The sequence below is a fragment of the Dermacoccus sp. MPR-E5 genome, assembly GCF_058809565.1.
The window spans coordinates 72,573-90,382 of the sequence record NZ_JBXASS010000006.1 but is presented as its reverse complement, the minus strand read 5'-3'; the positions used below and the strand labels follow the sequence as shown (position 1 = coordinate 90,382).

General features: G+C 68.8%; 16 protein-coding genes and 2 pseudogenes. 8 read left to right on the top strand and 10 right to left on the bottom strand.

What is annotated here, in order from left to right:
• Window positions 1-199: 199 nt before the first annotated feature.
• From proC to AC1RS9_RS06170, 5 genes are all read right to left on the bottom strand, one after another.
• On the bottom strand, window positions 200-1,009 hold the full coding sequence (gene proC / locus AC1RS9_RS06190) for a pyrroline-5-carboxylate reductase (RefSeq protein WP_474916477.1): 810 nt from the start codon (window positions 1,007-1,009) through the stop codon (window positions 200-202).
• Between the two features lies 1 nt (window position 1,010).
• On the bottom strand, window positions 1,011-1,955 hold the full coding sequence (locus tag AC1RS9_RS06185; RefSeq protein WP_131941663.1) for a hypothetical protein: 945 nt from the start codon (window positions 1,953-1,955) through the stop codon (window positions 1,011-1,013).
• Between the two features lie 94 nt (window positions 1,956-2,049).
• Window positions 2,050-2,856, bottom strand: a complete 807-nt coding sequence (locus AC1RS9_RS06180) for a sugar phosphate isomerase/epimerase family protein (RefSeq protein ID WP_131941665.1) — start codon at window positions 2,854-2,856, stop codon at window positions 2,050-2,052.
• On the bottom strand, window positions 2,853-3,776 hold the full coding sequence (locus AC1RS9_RS06175) for a Ppx/GppA family phosphatase (RefSeq protein WP_131941667.1): 924 nt from the start codon (window positions 3,774-3,776) through the stop codon (window positions 2,853-2,855). Before AC1RS9_RS06175 ends, AC1RS9_RS06180 begins: the two co-directional genes overlap by 4 nt.
• Window positions 3,777-3,794: 18 nt before the next feature.
• Window positions 3,795-4,646: a hypothetical protein gene (locus AC1RS9_RS06170; protein WP_131941669.1), complete on the bottom strand. Its 852-nt coding sequence runs from the start codon at window positions 4,644-4,646 to the stop codon at window positions 3,795-3,797.
• An 88-nt stretch (window positions 4,647-4,734) separates the two neighbouring features.
• Between AC1RS9_RS06170 and AC1RS9_RS06165 the strand changes: the two genes are divergently transcribed.
• The 5 genes from AC1RS9_RS06165 (at window position 4,735) to radA (ending at window position 8,674) form a co-directional block, all read left to right on the top strand.
• On the top strand, window positions 4,735-5,586 hold the full coding sequence (locus tag AC1RS9_RS06165) for a DUF3109 family protein (protein WP_006944013.1): 852 nt from the start codon (window positions 4,735-4,737) through the stop codon (window positions 5,584-5,586).
• A gap of 160 nt (window positions 5,587-5,746) precedes the next feature.
• Complete coding sequence (locus tag AC1RS9_RS06160; RefSeq protein WP_006943984.1) at window positions 5,747-5,992, top strand: hypothetical protein; 246 nt, start codon at window positions 5,747-5,749, stop codon at window positions 5,990-5,992.
• Complete coding sequence (locus AC1RS9_RS06155) at window positions 5,993-6,085, top strand: toxin-antitoxin system HicB family antitoxin (RefSeq protein WP_255569631.1); 93 nt, start codon at window positions 5,993-5,995, stop codon at window positions 6,083-6,085.
• A gap of 27 nt (window positions 6,086-6,112) precedes the next feature.
• On the top strand, window positions 6,113-7,105 hold the full coding sequence (locus AC1RS9_RS06150) for a phosphotransferase enzyme family protein (protein WP_006943978.1): 993 nt from the start codon (window positions 6,113-6,115) through the stop codon (window positions 7,103-7,105).
• Between the two features lie 189 nt (window positions 7,106-7,294).
• Window positions 7,295-8,674: a DNA repair protein RadA gene (radA, locus tag AC1RS9_RS06145; protein ID WP_131941671.1), complete on the top strand. Its 1,380-nt coding sequence runs from the start codon at window positions 7,295-7,297 to the stop codon at window positions 8,672-8,674.
• A 51-nt stretch (window positions 8,675-8,725) separates the two neighbouring features.
• On the opposite strand, the gene AC1RS9_RS06140 is transcribed toward radA, so the two are convergent.
• Window positions 8,726-8,902: a hypothetical protein gene (locus tag AC1RS9_RS06140; protein WP_160126246.1), complete on the bottom strand. Its 177-nt coding sequence runs from the start codon at window positions 8,900-8,902 to the stop codon at window positions 8,726-8,728.
• Between the two features lie 171 nt (window positions 8,903-9,073).
• Between AC1RS9_RS06140 and AC1RS9_RS06135 the strand changes: the two genes are divergently transcribed.
• The 3 genes from AC1RS9_RS06135 to AC1RS9_RS06125 all read left to right on the top strand — a co-directional run bounded on the left by AC1RS9_RS06135 (window position 9,074) and on the right by AC1RS9_RS06125 (window position 12,042).
• Window positions 9,074-9,919, top strand: coding sequence for an HpcH/HpaI aldolase/citrate lyase family protein (locus tag AC1RS9_RS06135; RefSeq protein ID WP_131941673.1), 846 nt, complete (start codon window positions 9,074-9,076; stop codon window positions 9,917-9,919).
• A 132-nt stretch (window positions 9,920-10,051) separates the two neighbouring features.
• Complete coding sequence (disA, locus tag AC1RS9_RS06130) at window positions 10,052-11,149, top strand: DNA integrity scanning diadenylate cyclase DisA (protein ID WP_492920837.1); 1,098 nt, start codon at window positions 10,052-10,054, stop codon at window positions 11,147-11,149.
• A complete protein-coding gene (locus tag AC1RS9_RS06125) occupies window positions 11,146-12,042 on the top strand; it encodes an HhH-GPD family protein (RefSeq protein WP_492920835.1) in 897 nt (298 codons plus the stop codon). The genes disA and AC1RS9_RS06125 overlap by 4 nt, the downstream gene beginning before the upstream one ends.
• A gap of 41 nt (window positions 12,043-12,083) precedes the next feature.
• On the opposite strand, the gene AC1RS9_RS06120 is transcribed toward AC1RS9_RS06125, so the two are convergent.
• The 4 genes and pseudogenes from AC1RS9_RS06120 to AC1RS9_RS06105 form a co-directional block, all read right to left on the bottom strand.
• The gene (locus tag AC1RS9_RS06120) at window positions 12,084-12,671 is read right to left on the bottom strand and encodes a gluconokinase (protein WP_492920833.1); all 588 of its coding nucleotides are present in this window, start codon (window positions 12,669-12,671) and stop codon (window positions 12,084-12,086) included.
• Between the two features lie 160 nt (window positions 12,672-12,831).
• A complete protein-coding gene (locus AC1RS9_RS06115; RefSeq protein ID WP_492920831.1) occupies window positions 12,832-14,286 on the bottom strand; it encodes a GntP family permease in 1,455 nt (484 codons plus the stop codon).
• Window positions 14,287-14,443: 157 nt separating this feature from the next.
• Window positions 14,444-14,929: pseudogene (locus tag AC1RS9_RS06110) on the bottom strand (amino-acid N-acetyltransferase); the annotation flags it as partial.
• A gap of 195 nt (window positions 14,930-15,124) precedes the next feature.
• Window positions 15,125-17,611, bottom strand: a pseudogene (locus AC1RS9_RS06105) (ATP-dependent Clp protease ATP-binding subunit); the annotation flags it as partial.
• Window positions 17,612-17,810 lie beyond the last annotated feature (199 nt).

The window sequence follows — 17,810 nt, the reverse complement described above, 5'->3', positions numbered from 1 at the left end:
GCAGCGGCCGCGATGAGGCGCGCAATCTGCTTGCCCGTCAACGTTCTTGGATGGGTGAACATCGGGTGAACGAGCGATCGAGGGGCGGACGGAAGCGAGTCGAGGAAGCGCCGAAGCGTCGCACGAACGACACGCCCCACTGATTCAGCCGTGTTGATTCTTCCCTGCTGGTTCTTCCCGCCGATCGAGCCCTACGAGCTCAACCCATCGACGCAGACTTGTCGTGGCAGGCCTTCATCGCCGCCACCATCGCCGCGCGCACGGCCCGCTGGTCGAGTTCGGCGAGCGCCGTGATCGTGGTGCCGCCGGGGCTCGAGACCTTCTCTCGCAGCTGGACGGGCGACTCCCCCGACTCCGCGAGCATCGTGCCCGCGCCGACGATCGTCTGAACGGCGAGCCGGTGCGCGACATCGCGCTGCAGGCCGAGCAGGACGCCCGCCTCGATCATCGCGTCGGCGAGGTAGAACAGGTACGCCGGGCCGCTGCCGGAGACCGCCGTCACGGCGTCGTGGTCCTTCTCGGCGACCGTGATGACATCGCCCGACGCGGCGAGGAGCGTCTTCGCGCGCGCCAGTTGGTCGTCGTCGCAGTGTGCGCCGGGCGTCACCGCGTGCATGCCCGCCCCGACCATCGCGGGAGTGTTCGGCATGACGCGCACGACCGCGGCGCCGTCGGGCAGGTGCTCCTCGAGCGAGATGGTCGATCGCCCCACGGCGAGGCTGACGACGACGGCGCCGTCCGCGAGATGCGAGCCGATCTCCTCGAGCACGTCGTCGAGCTGGTACGGCTTCACGCCGAGCACGACCGTCTCGGCGCCCGCGACGGCGTCGGGGTTCGACGTCATCGTCGCGACGCCGTACTTCTCGCGCAACTGCGTGCCACGCTCGACGCGACGCGACGTGGCGACGACGTCATCCGCGTCGAAACCGCCTGCGAGAGCGCCGGCCATGACGGCCTCGTTCATGTTGCCGGTGCCGATGAACGCGATGCGGCGGGCGGACTTCGTCATGTCATCTCCTGCGTCGAACGGGGTTGGGCAGCGTCAGTGCCAACGACGGCCGCCCCGCGAGCGCGCTCGCGACGTATGTCGACCACATCGGGCCGTACGGGACGACGACGCGGCGCGCGAAGGCGTCATCGTGGTGGGTCGAGGCCGTGATGCCGAGCGGGGTGACGACCTCGGCGCCCTGCGCGTCGTGGCGGCGCACGAGGGAGGCGGCGATGTCGAGCAGCAGCGCGTCGTCGGTGTCGAAAGCCGTGACGGCCTGCGCGTCGAGCAGCGCCTTCGTGATGTCGACGAACGCGTTGCCGCTCTCGCGCGCCGATGTCATGCCGAGCGCGGCGTCGAGGCGTTCCGTCGTCAGACGCACGCGACGCCCGTTCGTGGCGAGGTCGCTCAGGTCGTCGGACGCGCCGCGCAGGCGGGTGGGCAGCACGATGCCGGTCTCCGGAAAATCCTGGCGCAGTTCGTCGCCGAGCACGTAGACGGCCTGGATGTAGAGGGGGTCGGTGACGGTGAGCGTCAGCGTCACCCCCGCGTTGCGCGCGGCCTGCCCGACCTCGCGCAGACTGTTGATGAGGACGCCGCCCGAGACGTCATCGGCGAAGACGCCGAACGTGCCGACGTCGATCGTCAGATCCGGTGACGGCGCGCCGCTCGCGGCGAGCGCGCTCACTGCGCCGATCGTGTCGGCCTGGACGGTGAGCAGGTCGTCCGTGCTCGCCGGCGGCACGAGCAGCGGGCGCCACGAGATACGGGATTGTTCGTCGGGGCTTTCAGCGGTAGTGCCGGCTGCTGCGCTCGTGAGTTCGTCGGTGACGCGGATGGCGTCGTCGATGCTCTCACCGGCGACGAGCGACTTCGCCGCGGCGCGCGCGATCGGCCCACGCGACGCCGCCGAGACGACCTTCGACGTGGCTGCGGGCAGACGCGGACCGAACGAGTACTTCGGCATCGGCGCCACCTCCTTCGTCGACGTTTCGACCCAGCCTACGTGGCCCACCCGTGCGTCAGCACACCGTCTCGCGGCTCCGCACGGGGCGGGTTCGTCAGAACGGCGAACTGATGCGTCCGGCCCCGATCGCGAGGTGCATCCGCGCGAACGCGAGCGCCTCGGCGAGGTCGACGAGCCGGTCTTCGTCGGACAGGCGTCGCGTGCCGACCTCGACGACGACGGCCCCGCCGAATCCGTCACGCGCGAGCATCTCGAGCATCTGCGCGCACGGCTGCGTGCCGCGCCCCGGAACGAGGTGCTCGTCCTTGTAGGAGCCGAGCCCGTCGGCGAGGTGCATGTGGCTGAGGCGATCGCCGAGTTCTTCGGCAACGGCGATGGCGTCGCTGCCGGACGTCGCCGTGTGCGACAGGTCGAGCGTCGTGTGCGCGTAGTGGTTGCGCCGCAGATCCCAATGGGGCAGGTACGCCTGCACCTCGCGTCCGCGAGCGCGCCACGGGAACATGTTCTCGACGGCGAGCTTGATCTCCGGGTGGCGGGCCTCGCGTTGCGCGACGCCGTCGACGAACCCCGTCGCGTACTCCTTCTGCCACCGGAACGGCGGGTGCAGGACGACCGTGCCGGCTCCCACGTCGCGCGCCAGGTCGACGGAACGGTCGATCTTGCCCCACGGCTCGTTGCCCATGACGCGTTGCGTGAGCAACAGCGTCGGGGCGTGGATCGACAGGATCGGCACGCCGTGACGTTCGGACAGCTCGTGCAGGGCCCGCGCGTCCTGGCTCGCCGGTTCGGTCCAGACCATGACCTCGACGCCGTCGTAGCCGAGTTCGGCTGCGATGCGGAAGGCCGCCGCCGTGCTCAACGGGTAGCACGACGCGGTGGACAGACCGACGCGGATGCTCACGCCAGCGCGTCCAATCGGCGCAGGATGAGCCCCTCGCGCAACGCCCAGGGGCACACGTCGAGGGAGTCGACGTCGAACAGATCCATCGTCGCCTCGATGACGACGGCACCGGCGAGCACCTGCGCGCTGCGTTCGACGCTGACGCCGGGCAGCTGCGCGCGTTCGGTCGCCGTCATCGCCGCGAGTCGGGGGACGAGGTCGCTAAGGCCTGCGCGGGCGAGCGAGCGCGGCGCGAACGGGCCGTCACTCGACGGCGCGGCCCCCGTCAGGCGCGCGAGGGAACGGATCGTCTTGCTCGTGCCCACGGTGCGATCAGGTGTGCCCCAGCGCGTCAGATCCCGTGCGACGCCGGCGATCTCGGCGCGCACGCGCGTGCGCAGGGCGCGCAGATCTTCCGCGGACGGCGGATCGCCCGCCAGCTCACGCGTGAGGCGCCCGGCCCCCAGCGGCAGACTGACGGCGGTGTCGGGCGTCTCGTCGATACCCGTCGCGAGTTCGAGCGAGCCGCCGCCGATGTCGATGCCGAACAGGCGCCCGCTCGACCAGCCGAACCAGCGGCGCGCGGCGAGGAACGTCACGCGCGCCTCCTCCTCGCCCGTCAGCACGCGCAGCTCCTGGCCGGTGTGCTCACGCACATGATCGAGGACGGCCTGACCGTTGGGCGCCTCGCGCACCGCGGACGTCACGAACGACATGAGTTCGCGGATGCCGGCGTCTTCGGCGATCGTCACGCATTCGCCGACGAACTGCGTCAGATCGGCGATACCGGATGCGTCGATGAGGCCGTCGGCGGTGACGTGTTCGGACAGGCGCAGCACGCGCTTGTGCGACATCGCGGGCAACGGCTGGGCGCCGGGGTGCGCATCGACGACGAGCAGGTGCACGGTGTTGGAACCGACGTCGATGACTCCGAGGCGCATGGTCGCAGGGTATCCGGCTCAGCGGAACGTGGGGTACCAGGCGTCGTAGTCGGTCTCCAGCTGGGTGAGGCCCTTGTGGAAGTGCCGCTGCGCGAGGGTCTCGATGTCGGTCGTCGTCGTGACGGCGTCGGTGTAGAACGCCATGACGGCGCCGTTGCCGTACGTGTCGCGCAGGAAACGCGCGAACGTGAACGCCACGTAGTACGCGTCGGCGGCGTTCGCGCCGCGCAGTTCCTCGTCGCTCGGCAGATGCGGACGGATGTCGGTGCGCTTGTGCGGCGCCTGCGGGACGAGCTTCTGGCCGACGTACTCGGCCCACCCCTCGAGCAGCCACAGCGGCCGCGTCTCGCGCAGCTTCTCGAGCGTGAGGGCGTGGAACGCCTCGTGTGCGAGCGTCTCGCGGGCCGTCACGTCGTTCGCGTGACGCACCGTCCACGGCGCGACGACGACGAACGGCAACGTGCCGCCGCGCGTCACCGTGCTCGCGAGCTGGCTGCCCGGCTCGGTGCCCGTGTACTTCTTGAAGTCGGCGTCGTCGCGCGGCACGACGACGAGCAACGGGTTCGCAGAGGCGTGACGGTCGAGGCCGCGCACGGCGGAGACGGCGCGCTCACTCGCCGTCACGATGCCGGAGGGGATGACGGCGTGCGCACCGGCGACGATCATCGCGCCACCCTTCGACTGCGTGCGCGGCGTAGCCCCGGCCTTCTCGGCGATGCCGCTCTGCGCCATCCGGGCCGCGGGCGTGGTGGCGGGGCTCGTCGTCGAACTCGAGGTGGGGTTCGAGGCGCTGCGCGTCGTGAGGGCGCTGCACCCGGTCAGCAGGGAGAGTGCGAGGGTGCCGGCAGCGAGGCTCGTGCGCGAGGTCATGCGTGGCCTCCCCTGTCGGCGTCGCGGGTGTCTGCGGCGGAACCTCGACGATACCCGCGCCGGGCGGCGAGCACCTATCATCGCGGGCGTGGCTGAATGCGATCTCGAGATACCGCGCACCTGGGTCGAGTTCGACGACCCGGCGAGCGAGGCGGACGCCGTCGAGCGCTACCGCTGCGACCTCACGTGGTTGACGTCGAACTGGACGTGCACGTTCGGCGACGAATGCTGCGGCATCGATGCGTCGAAGCCCGACCTGGGATGCTGCGTGCTCGGCGCGCACTTCACCGGCGACGAGGACGAGGCGCACACCGCGTCGGTCATGAAGACGTTGACGCGCGACGAATGGCAGTTCTACGACGAGGGCCACTCGGCTGACGGCTGGGTCGAGGTCGACGAGGACGGCGACCGCAAGACGCGCGTCGTCGAGGGTGCCTGCATCTTCTTGAACCGGCCGGGATTCGGTGACGTCACCTCGTCGGTGGAGGGTTCGGACGACGTGAGGACGGCCGGCCCCGGCCTGGGTTGCGCGCTGCATCAGAAGGCGTGGGCGACGGGCGTCGAGCCGTGGTCGCTCAAGCCCGAGGTGTGCTGGCAGTTGCCGATCCGACGTTCGTATCGTCGCGTGACGCTGCCCGACGGTGAGGAGTATCTCGAGACGACGATCGCCGAGTACGACCGTCGCGGATGGGGTTCGGGCGGCCACGACCTCGACTGGTACTGCTCGGGCAACTCCGAGGCGCACGTGGGAGCCGAGCCGGTCTACGTCTCGCAGCGACCCGAATTGGTCGAGCTCATGGGCCAGGCCGCCTACGACGTGCTCGTCACGTACTGCGAGGCGCACCTCGCAGCGGCTGCCGCGCTGGCCGTCACCCCTGCCGGACGCGACCTGCTGCCGTTGTACGTGCATCCCGCGACGCTGGAGGCCCAGGGCCGCTGACGCACTGTCGTGCATGAGGATGCCCTGCTCGGTGGGGCGGCAGGCATGGCCCGCTCACACCCCTTGGCGTTCAATACCGTGACCGTGGAAACATTGGGATGCGGCGACGGGCGAAGCGAGCCCTCGACGCCGCCGTCAAGCCCCAGAGGAGCACTGTGCCGTGAACGCCACCGCCCCCTCTGCCGCCGAGTACGACTACCGCGTGGTCTGGTCATCGGTTGATGGCGCGTTCGTCGCCACCTGCGCCGAGTTCCCCTCGCTCTCATGGCCGGCCGACTCCCAGACGGCTGCGCTCACCGGCATCGCCACCTTGGTGGACGACGTCCTGACCGACATGCGCGCGTCGGGTGAAGAACCGCCGCTGCCTTTTTCGCGGCGGACGTACTCGGGAAAGTTCAACGTCTGACTGCCGCAGGAGCTTCACCGTCGACTGGCGCGGGAGCCGGCCCAACAGAATGTCAGCCTCAACCAGTACGTCGTGAGCAAACTGGCGTCGTGACGAGCTGCGGCATGGTGCACTGCCGGGGTGACTCTTGAACCGGCCGTGGAGATGCTCTGGGAAGATGCCGACCCGCCTGTCGTTCTCGCGGAACGGTTCGGCTTCGACTCCGCAGGTGCCGCGGCAAACTGGGTCGCGGGCGCGCTTTCTTCTCGGTACTCGCTGGCACCTGACGCCTGCGACCGCATCATCCTCAGTGACGGCAACGCTCTCGCGTGGGTCACGTGCGATGGCGAACCGTTCATCGCAAAGTGGTCCGTGGTGCCGGATCGCTTCGCGCGGCTGGCCGCCACGGCGCGGCTGACGACATGGCTCGGCGATCGCGGGCACCCTGTCTCCGCACCTGTCGCCGCACTGGACGGCCGCACTCAGCTCGAGCTCGACGGCATCTCACTCAGCGTGCAGCGGGTCGCGCCCGGCCAGCACCTCGACGTCGGGGATCTGCAGCTCGTCCGTGAGGCAGGCGCCACACTGGCTCGACTCCACGCCGACCTTGCCGCTTACCACGACGCCGCTGATTTCCCGCGGCCACGAACGCCCGCCCTCTCGTCGAAGGAATCCATCGAGGCCTGGGCTGCAGGTGATCTGCAGCATCTGCCGGCTGACGCGGTGAGACTTCTCGTGCGCATGCTGGCGAACGTGTCGGATGCCCAGCCGCCCGCACATCTCGTCCACGGCGACTACCGGTCGGCAAACATCCTGACGCGGGACGGTGAGATCACGGCCGTGCTCGACTTCGAAGAGTTGCGCTTCGACTCCCCCGTCGGTGAACTCGCGCGATCCGCCGTCATGCTCGGCACGCTCTTTCACGGCTGGGAACCGGTCTCTCCCGCTGTGCATCGAGCCTTCAAGGATGGCTATGAGGACGTCAGAGCACTGTCGGAGGACGAGTCGAGATGGTGGCCCCTTCTGACGCTGTGGTGGTCGCTGCTCATGGTTCCGGCCGGCGACGATCCGACAGGGTGGGGTGCGGCTACCGACGAGATGGCGCGCCGCCTGACCCGCGACACCGAGTGCTGACCTGGCCGGGTGCCGTCATCCCTCGATTTTCGCCGATCTTGCGTCATGAGCGCGCGCCGTTTTCACGCGTTGATGACACAACATCGCGACGGCCGTGGCTGAGGGGGCGAAGGACGCTCCCGAGGGCGGCTGAGCGCACGATTACCCGCTATCCCGGGGTTGTCGGCGCTCACGTCTAGGGTTTCGACCATGGCGAGCAAGGCTTCGAAGCGAACGACGTACCGCTGCACCGAGTGTGGGTGGCAGACGGTCAAGTGGGTCGGGCGATGTGGTGAGTGTCAGGCGTGGGGCACCGTCGAGGAGGTCGGCGGGCCCGTCGCCGTGCGCACGCAGGCGGCGTCGAAGGTCGCCAACCCGGCGAAGCCGATCCGCGAGGTCGACGCGACGAAAGCCTCCATCACGACGACGGGGGTCGGCGAGTTCGACCGCGTCCTCGGTGGTGGCCTCGTACCGGGCGCCGTCATGCTCGTCGCGGGAGAGCCGGGCATCGGCAAGTCGACGCTGCTGCTCGACGTCGCCGCGCGCGCGGCACGCGCTGACACGAAGGTGCTCTACGTCAGCGGCGAGGAATCCGCGGCGCAGGTGCGTCTGCGCGCCGACCGCACGGACGCCGTCGCCGACACGCTCTACCTCGCGAGCGAGACCGACCTCGCCACCGTGCTCGCGCACATCGATGCGGTCCAACCGACGTTCCTCGTCATCGACTCCGTGCAGACGATCGCGAGCGCCGAGGTCGACGGTTCGGCCGGCAACGTCTCGCAGGTGCGCGAGGTCGCGGCCGCCATCATCCAGGTGGCGAAAGCCCGCAACATCTCGACGGTGCTCGTCGGGCACGTGACGAAGGACGGTTCGATCGCCGGCCCCCGTCTGTTGGAGCACCTCGTCGACGTCGTCATCACCTTCGAGGGCGAACGTCACTCGCGTCTGCGGCTCGTACGCGCGGTCAAGAACCGCTACGGGCCGACCGACGAGGTCGGTTGCTTCGACCTGTCCGACGGCGGCATCCAGGGTCTGTCGGACCCGAGCTCACTGTTCCTCACCTCGCGCGACAAGCCCGTCGCGGGTACGTGCGTCACGGTGACGCTCGAGGGTCGCCGACCACTCGTGACGGAGGTACAGGCGCTCGTCGCGCCGTCGGCAGGTGGTTCGCCGCGCCGCACGACGTCAGGGGTCGACTCCTCGAGGACCGCCATGATCCTCGCCGTCCTCGAACGCCGCGCGGGTGCCCCCGTCAGCCGTGCCGACTGCTACGTCTCGACGGTCGGGGGCGCGAAGCTGAGCGAACCGGCGTCCGACCTCGCCGTCGCGTTGTCCCTGCTCAGTTCGGCGCAGGAGAAACCGCTTCCGGCGGGGCTCATCGCCGTCGGCGAGGTGGGACTTTCGGGAGACATCCGCGCCGTCAGCGGTGTGGCGCGACGTCTCACCGAGGCGGCGCGCATCGGGTTCGACAAGGCCATCATTCCTGCCGGGTCGCTCGGCACCGAGAAGGCCCCCCCGGGCATGCGCATCGCCGAGTGCGCCGACCTCGGCTCGGCGATGCGTGCCGTCGGAACGGCATCAGGTGATTGAGCGGCCCGGTCAGCGATGCCCCGGGGCCCGGATTCCCACCGGCCAGTTGAGTCACTTACGTCCCGACGAGTCACTCACGACTGACTCATCCTCACCCACGTGACGCAGCCGCCCCGCCACCACGCCCGAGACATCCCAGGCGACCATCAGCACACCCGCCACCACGCCCGAGACATCCCAGGCGACCATCAGCACCCCCACCGACCACGACGTGATCCATCCACCCACCCCGGCCACGGTTTCCCTAACCTGGAAGACAACCCCTCACCACGTGTGGCCACCATCACAGGCCGCGATCGGTACTGCGAAGTAACCCAAACCCGGCACTAAGGTGCCAGAGGCATCGAGCGCGCCGCATGGCTGCGCCGAGTACGACGACGACCTGAGGATGAACCAGACGTGTTTTCCGGACGTAACGCCCGCGCTGCCGCTCTGCCCGCGCAGCTGTCCCGTAGCTGGCTGCTCGCGAGCGCCATGAAGCCTGAACTCTTCGACGCGGCCCTCGCCTCCGAGGCCGATTCCGTCATCTTCGACATCGAGGATGCCGCGCCTGCCGCCGACAAGTCCACGGCGCGCGACAACGTCGTCAAGGCCCTCGAGGACGGCGCGACCGGTTGGGTGCGCATCAACGACATCAACACCGAGTTCTGGGAGGACGACCTCAACGCCCTCCACGGCATCCCCGGCCTGCGCGGCGTCATGCTGGCGAAGACGGAGAAGCCCGAGCACGTCACGCTGACGGCGATGCGCCTCAACCCGGGAACCCCCGTCCTCGCGCTCGTCGAGTCGGCCCTCGGCATCGAGAACGCAACGTCGATCGCGTCCGCCCCGGGCACCTTCCGCCTCGCGTTCGGTGTCGGCGACTTCCGCCGCGACACCGGCGCGGGCGCCGACCCGATGGCGCTCGCTTATGCGCGCTCCAAGCTCGTCGTCGCCTCCCGCGTCGGCCAGCTGCCCGGCCCGATCGACGGCCCGACCCTCACCGACTCCGAGGACGAGCTGCTCGAGGCGTGCAAGGTCACCCAGAACATGGGCATGACGGGCAAGCTGACGCTGCGCATCGACCAGACCGACCCGATCAACCGTGGCCTGTCCCCCAGCCACTCTGAGATCGAGTGGGCCGCCGAACTGCTCGACTCGCACGAGCACGGCGGCGGTACACGCGACGGCAGCTACGCGCCGCGCCTGGCACGAGCGCAGAAGATCCGCAACCTCGGTGAGTCCTATGGGCTCTGGACGGTCTGATCAGCAGACATCGCGACGCCTGAGCGGGTGGGTGCGCGCCGCCACGTCACGATGTGATGTCGGCGCGTGCTCGCCCGCACCCGCAGTCAGTAGAGTTCACGGTGGGTGAGGAACGAGACGAGCAGGTGGGTCATGGCAAAAGAGGCAAGTGTGACTGAGCGATCCAACGAGGCCCTGCTCTGGGAGACCCTCGCCGCCATCGCTCCCGGCACCGAACTGCGCGACGCTCTCGAACGCATCCTGCGCGGGCGCACCGGAGCGCTCATCGTCGTCGGGCACGACGACGTCGTCGACAAGATCTCGACGGGCGGCTTCCCGATCAACATCGACTTCTCCGCGACGCGCCTGCGCGAACTCGCGAAGATGGACGGCGGCATCGTCGTCAGCTCCGGCCTGGAGAAGATCATCGGTGCGGCGATCCAGTTCGTCCCCGATTCGAGCATCGAGACGCGCGAGTCCGGCACCCGTCACCGCACGGCCGAACGTGTCGCGAAGCAGACCGGTTTCCCCGTCATCTCCGTCAGCCAGTCGATGCAGATCATCGCCGTGTACGTCGGCGGCATGCGTCACGTGCTCGAGGGCTCGCCCGCGATCCTGTCGCGCGCCGGGCAGGCGCTGCAGACGCTCGAGCGGTACAAGAAGCGCCTCGACGAGGTCACTGGCTCCCTCTCCGCTCTCGAGATCGAAGACTTGGTGACGGTGCGTGACGTCGCCCAGGTGCTGCAGCGCCTCGAGATGGTGCGGCGCATCAGCGAGGAGATCTCCTCCTACGTCGTCGAACTCGGCACCGACGGACGCCTCATCGACCTGCAGCTGCAGGAACTCATCGGCGCCCTCGGCAACGACCGTGAACTCGTCATCCGTGACTACCTGGAATCCGCACGCGACGGCTACACGCTCGAACAGGCCGACGCGAACCTCGCCTCGCTGAGCAACGACGACCTCATCGACATCAGCGCCAACGCGCGCGCGGTCGGTTTCGCCGTCGCGGGTGACGCGCTCGACGCCCTCGTCACTCCGCGCGGCTACCGGTTGCTGTCGAAGGTGCCGCGCCTGCCCGGCGCGATCATCGACCGACTCGTCGACCATTTCGGCAGCCTGCAGGCCCTGCTCGCCGCGGACTTCGACGACCTGCTCACCGTCGACGGCGTCGGCGAATCGCGCGCCCGCGCCGTGCGCGAAGGGCTCTCGCGTCTCGCCGAGAGCAGCATCCTCGAACGCTACGTGTGAGCACGCTGCTTTCGGAGGCACGGCGCGACGACCTCGTCGCACGTCTCAACGCCTGGTTCCTCGATGCCGCGCGCCCGCTGCCATGGCGCTCCCCCGACACGACGCCGTGGGGCATCTTCCTGTCCGAGGTCATGAGCCAGCAGACGCCCGTCGCGCGCGTGGCTCCTATCTGGCAGGAATGGCTCGAGCGCTGGCCCACCCCGTCGGACCTGGCGGCCGCCGCGCCAGGTGAGGCCGTCCGTCACTGGGGCCGCCTCGGCTACCCGCGTCGTGCCCTGCGGCTGCACGACGCCGCCGTCACGATGGTCGAACGGCACGGCGGCGAGGTGCCGTCGACGCACGACGAGCTGCTCGCGCTGCCCGGCGTCGGCGAGTACACGGCAGCGGCCGTCGCGTCGTTCGCGTTCGGTGAGCGCGTCACCGTCATCGACACGAACATCCGACGCGTCGAGGCGCGTACGGTGACCGGCGTCGAGTTTCCCCGACCCAACCTGAGCGCCGCAGAACGCCGACTCGCCGCGCTGCTGCTGCCGCAGGACGATCACGTGCTGTGGAACGCCGCGTCGATGGAGTTCGGAGCGGTCGTGTGCACCGCGAAGGCCCCCGCCTGCGGTACCTGCCCGATCATCGACGCCTGCGCCTGGCAGCTTGCGGGCGCGCCCGTCTACGACGGCCCCGCCCGGCGCGGGCAGGCCTGGGCCGGCACCGATCGGATGGTGCGCGGCAAGCTGCTCGCGGTGCTGCGCGAAGCGCACGGCCCCGTCGAACGCGCCCGCCTCGACGAGGCCTGGGACGACGACGCCCAGCGTGAGCGCTGCCTCTCATCGCTCATCACGGACGGTCTCGTCGACCCCATCGACGACGAGCTGTTCGCGCTGCCCGGCCACCGCTGAGCCACCCCCTCAGACGACGATGTTGGACGGTCAGTGAAGCGTCAGCTCGCGTGATCGGCGTGCGGCCCGGCCTCGGTCGGCTTGACGTGCGCAGCCTCGGGGTTGGCCGGCGCGTGGAGGTGGAGCGATTCCATCACCTCGGCGAGAACCGCTTCCTGCCCACCCTTCGCCTCGACGACGATGCCCGGCTCGTCAGCCTGCAGCGGCTCGAGCGTGTCGAGCTGGCTCTGCAGCAGGGACGCCGGCATGTAGTGGCCCTTGCGCTCGGCGAGACGCAGTTCGAGCTGCTCGCGCGAGACGTCGACGTGGCAGAACGACACCGTCGGGCGCCCCTCGCGGAGCAGCTCACGGTAGCTGCGCTTGAGCGCACTGCACGTGATGACGGCGCTCTTGCCGAGGCTCTCGTGCTCGTCGATCCACTCGCCGATCTTCGTCAGCCACGGCCAGCGGTCCTCGTCCGTCAGCGGGATGCCGGCGCGCATCTTCTCGACGTTGGCCTGCGGGTGCAGGTCGTCGCCCTCGACGTACGTCCACCCCATGGCGTCGGCGAGACCCGTCGCGACGGTCGTCTTTCCCGAGCCCGAGACGCCCATGACGATGACGAACTGGGACTGCGGTTGTGTGCTCATGCTCTTCACCCTAACCTTCGATTCTTCACCCGAGAACTGGCTCTGGCCACCGGCCCGTTCGCGGACATCGGTGCCCTTGGACGACGAACCCCCTTGCGCGCAGATGCACCCGGGTGCATCTGCGCGCAAGGGGGTTCGGTGAGTGCGAGCGCCCTGCGTCTCAGACGATGAGGTGCAGGACCCAGACGCAGGCGAAGCCGACGACGGAGATGACCGTCTCCATGAGCGACCACGACTTGAGGGTCTGCACGACGCTGAGGCCGAAGTACTCCTTGACGAGCCAGAACCCGGCGTCGTTGACGTGGCTGAAGAACAGCGAGCCGGCGCCGATCGCGAGCACGACGAGGGAGAGCTGGTTGGCGTCGAGGTGGGCGACCATGGGCGCGACGATGCCGGCGGCGGTGATCGTCGCGACCGTCGCCGAACCCGTCGCGAGACGGATACCGACGGCGACGAGCCACGCGAGCAGCAGCGGAGAGAAGTTGCTGCCGTCTGCCCAGTCCTTGATGACGTTGCCGACGCCCGCGTCGACGAGGAGCGTCTTGAAGCCACCGCCGGCGGCGACGATGAGGATGATGCCGGCGACGGCGGGCAGGCCCGCGCTCATGATGCCGTTCGTCTTCGCGATCGACAGGCCGGCGCCCTTGCCGAGCATGATCATCGCGACCATGGTCGAGATGAACAGCGCGACCGGCGGGTTGCCGAGGAACTCGATGACGGACAGCGCCGTGCCCTTCTTCATGCCGGCGATCTCGGCGATGGCCGAGATGAGCATGAGGACGACGGGCAGCAGGATGCACGTGATCGCGGCACCGAACGACGGGCGACGCGTGGGCGTCGTGTCGTTCTTCGCCTCGACAGCGGTGGCGCCGTCGTGCTCGCCACCGTCATGCGCGCCCGAACCCGCGTCGCGGACCGAGCCGTCGGCAGCGAGCGCCGCGGGAGCATCGACGGGGACGAGACGCGCGACGAGGCGCCCGAGCAGCGGGCCGGCGACGATGAGCGTCGGGATGGCGGCGATGATGCCGAACAGCAGGGTGCGGCCGGTGTCGGCGTGGACGGCCTCGATCGCGGCGACGGGGCCTGGGTGCGGCGGCACGAAACCGTGGAGCACCGACAGGCCGGCGAGGGCCGGGATGCCGATGAGCAGCACTGGCTGCTTCGTGCGGCGCGCGACCGACAGGACGATCGGGATGAGCAGGACGACGCCGATCTCGAAGAACATCGGCAGGCCGATGATCGCGGCGACGAGCGCCATCATCCACGGCAGTGCGGCGGCCTTGACGCCGCCGACGAGCTTGTCGACGATCGCGTTGCCGCCGCCGGAGTCCGCGAGCAGCTGACCGATCATCGCACCGAGGGCGACGAGCAGACCGACGGAGCCGGCGGTCTTGCCGAAACCGGTCGTGAAGCTGTCGACGGCGGCCTTGCCTGGCACCTGGGCGACGGCGGCGAGCGCCGCGCTGCCGAGGATGAGGCCGAGGAACGGGTGGAGCTTGAACGCGCTGATCGCGAGGACGACGACGGCGATGCCGGCGAGTGCCGCAAGGGTGAGTTGCCCGGACGACGCGTGGGAGATCGGCCCGGTCGCGTCCGCTGCAAGAAGGTGAACCATGTGCGATGGCCCTTCCCTGGTGGGTGGTCAACGAGGCGCGGCCACTCGTCCAAGAACGGCCAACCGGCTCACAGTAGTCGTCGAGCCCATGCATGCACCTCTGCATCGGCTAACGAATGGACAACAAACGTTTTGATCAACCGCGCTCTTCCGAGCGTCAGAGCGTCAGCAGCATGCGCGTGTTGCCGAGGGTGTTGGGCTTGACGCGGTCGAGGTCGAGGAATTCGGCGACACCTTCGTCGTACGACTGCAGCAGTTCGTCGTAGACGGTTCGCTCGATCGGGATGCCTTCGATCTCGACGAACCCGTGGCGCGCGAAGAAGGCGGTCTCGAACGTCAGGCAGAAGACGCGGTCGACGCCGATGATGCGCGCCTGGTGGATGAGGGCGTCGAGCAGGCGCCCTCCGACGCCGTGGCCGCGGACGTCGCCGGACACGGCGAGCGTTCGCACCTCCGCGACGTCCTCCCACATGACGTGCAGCGCACCGCATCCGACGATGTCGTCGTCGAGCTCGGCGACGATGAACTCGCTCAGGTTCTCGTAGTAGCTGACGGCCGGTTTGTCGACGATCGCCTTCGACTCCACGTACGGCGTCACGAGCCGTCGGATGCCTCGCACATCGGCGGCGCGGGCACGGCGAAGCACGACGGAACTCATGCACTCCACCCTAGGCACTCGCTTCGGAGCCGCAGCCGCGCGTCCCAGCTGACGAACCCCGTCAAGCCCACCCGACGAGAACACGACGGTGCCACCGAAGTCGATCGGACCCGACAGGTCGTCACTGCTCGGCGTCGCGCCCTTCATGTCGGTGTCGACCTTGTCGGACGCCCGCGTGTGCTTCGACAGCGAGATCGGCGTGCCGGAGAACGTGAACGTCGCCTCCTTGCCTTCGCCCTCGACGTCGACGAGCACGAGGTCGCCCTTCGAGATCTCGCCGAAGAGGATCTTCTCGGACAGCTGGTCCTCGATCTCGCGCTGGATCGTGCGACGCAGCGGACGCGCACCGAGAGCCGGGTCGTACCCGCGCTTTGCGAGCAGATCCTTCGCGCCCTGCGTGAGCTCGATCGCCATGTCCTGATCCTTGAGGCGCTCGTCGAGCTTCGCGACCATGAGGTCGACGATCTCGACGATCTCGGCCTGCGACAGCTGCGGGAACACGATCGTGTCGTCGACACGGTTGAGGAACTCGGGACGGAAGTGCTGCTTGAGCTCCTCGCCGACCTTCGCCTTCATCCGGTCATAGTTGCTGCGCTGGTCGTTGCCCGCGGCGAAGCCGAGGGAGACGCCCTTCGCGATGTCGCGCGTACCGAGGTTCGTCGTCATGATGATGACGGTGTTCTTGAAGTCGACGACGCGGCCCTGGCTGTCGGTCAGGCGACCGTCCTCCAGGATCTGCAGCAGCGAGTTGAAGATGTCGGCGTGAGCCTTCTCCACCTCGTCGAACAGCACCACCGAGAACGGCTTGCGACGCACCTTCTCCGTCAGCTGACCACCCTCTTCGTAGCCGACGTAGCCGGGGGGCGAACCGAACAGACGCGAGACGGTGTGCTTCTCCGCGTACTCGGACATGTCGAGCGTGATGAGCGCGTCCTCGTCGCCGAAGAGGAACTCGGCGAGCGACTTGGCGAGCTCCGTCTTGCCGACACCCGTCGGGCCGGCGAAGATGAACGAACCACCGGGACGGCGCGGGTCCTTGAGGCCCGCACGCGTGCGTCGGATGGCCTGCGACAGCGCCTTGATGGCGTCGTCGTTGCCGATGACGCGCTTGTGCAGCTCGTCCTCCATGCGCAGCAGACGCGAGGACTCCTCCTCCGTCAGCTTGAACACGGGGATACCGGTCGACGCGGCGAGAACCTCTGCGACGAGCTCCTCGTCGAGGACGGCGGCGAGATCGACGTCGCCGGCCTTCCACTCCTTCTCCTTGGCCTCCTTCTCCTCGACGAGCTTGCGCTCGTCGTCACGCAGGGCAGCGGCCTTCTCGAAGTCCTGGCTGTCGATGGCCGATTCCTTCTCACGACGCACGTGAGCGATCTTCTCGTCGAACTCGCGCAGCTCCGGCGGAGCCGTCATGCGACGGATGCGCAGACGCGCGCCCGCCTCGTCGATGAGGTCGATCGCCTTGTCCGGCAGGAAGCGGTCGGTGATGTACCGGTCGGCCATGTTGACGGCCCCGACGAGCGCGGCGTCCGTGATCGTGACGCGGTGGTGCGCCTCGTAGCGGTCGCGCAGACCCTTGAGGATCTCGATGGCCTGCGGGATCGTCGGCTCGTTGACCTGGATCGGCTGGAACCGACGCTCGAGCGCCGCGTCCTTCTCGATGTGCTTGCGGTACTCATCGAGCGTCGTCGCACCGATCGTCTGCAGCTCGCCACGAGCCAGCATCGGCTTCAGGATCGACGCAGCGTCGATGGCCCCCTCGGCCGCACCGGCACCGACGAGGCTGTGGATCTCGTCGATGAACAGGATGATGTCGCCGCGCGTACGGATCTCCTTGAGCACCTTCTTGAGGCGCTCCTCGAAGTCACCGCGGTAGCGCGAACCGGCGACGAGCGAACCGAGGTCGAGGGTGTAGAGGTGCTTGTCCTTGAGCGTCTCGGGCACCTCACCCGCGACGATGTCAGCGGCAAGACCCTCGACGACGGCGGTCTTGCCGACGCCGGGCTCACCGATGAGCACCGGGTTGTTCTTGGTACGGCGCGACAGCACCTGCATGACACGCTCGATCTCCTTCTCACGCCCGATGACCGGGTCGAGCTTGCCCTCACGGGCAGCTTGCGTGAGGTTGCGACCGAACTGGTCGAGCACCGTCGAACCGGCCGGGGTGCCCTCGGCGGGGCCACCCGACGACGACGCGCCGACGCCCGCGGCCTGCGGCTCGCCCTTGCCCTGGTAGCCGGACAAGAGCTGGATGACGGTGGTGCGCACCGTCGACAGGTCAGCGCCGAGCTTGACGAGCACCTGCGCGGCGACGCCCTCACCCTCGCGGATCAGGCCGAGCAGGATGTGCTCGGTGCCGATGTAGCTGTGACCGAGCTGCAGCCCCTCGCGCAGGGACAGCTCGAGAACCTTCTTCGCGCGCGGCGTGAAGGGAATGTGGCCGGACTGCGTCTGCTGCCCCTGGCCGATGATCTCCTGAACCTGCTCGCGGACGGCGTCCAGCGAGATACCCAGGGATTCGAGCGCCTTCGCGGCGACGCCCTCCCCTTCGTGGATGAGGCCCAGGAGGATGTGCTCCGTGCCGATGTAGTTGTGGTTGAGCATGCGCGCTTCTTCTTGCGCGAGCACCACGACCCGACGGGCGCGGTCGGTGAACCGTTCGAACATGTCATCTCCTCGATGCCGAGATCTCACACGATGCTAGCCGGGGCGGGTGACGACGTCAGCGTGACTCCGGATCCACCACCGGTCTTCGAAGGTGCCAACGCCGCGTGTGCCCGCCGTGTTCCGCTCCGGGCGCGTTTGGCTGCTGCGTTCGCCCAGGGCGGAACCTCGCGCCCCGATCCCGGTCGGCCGGGGCGCATGC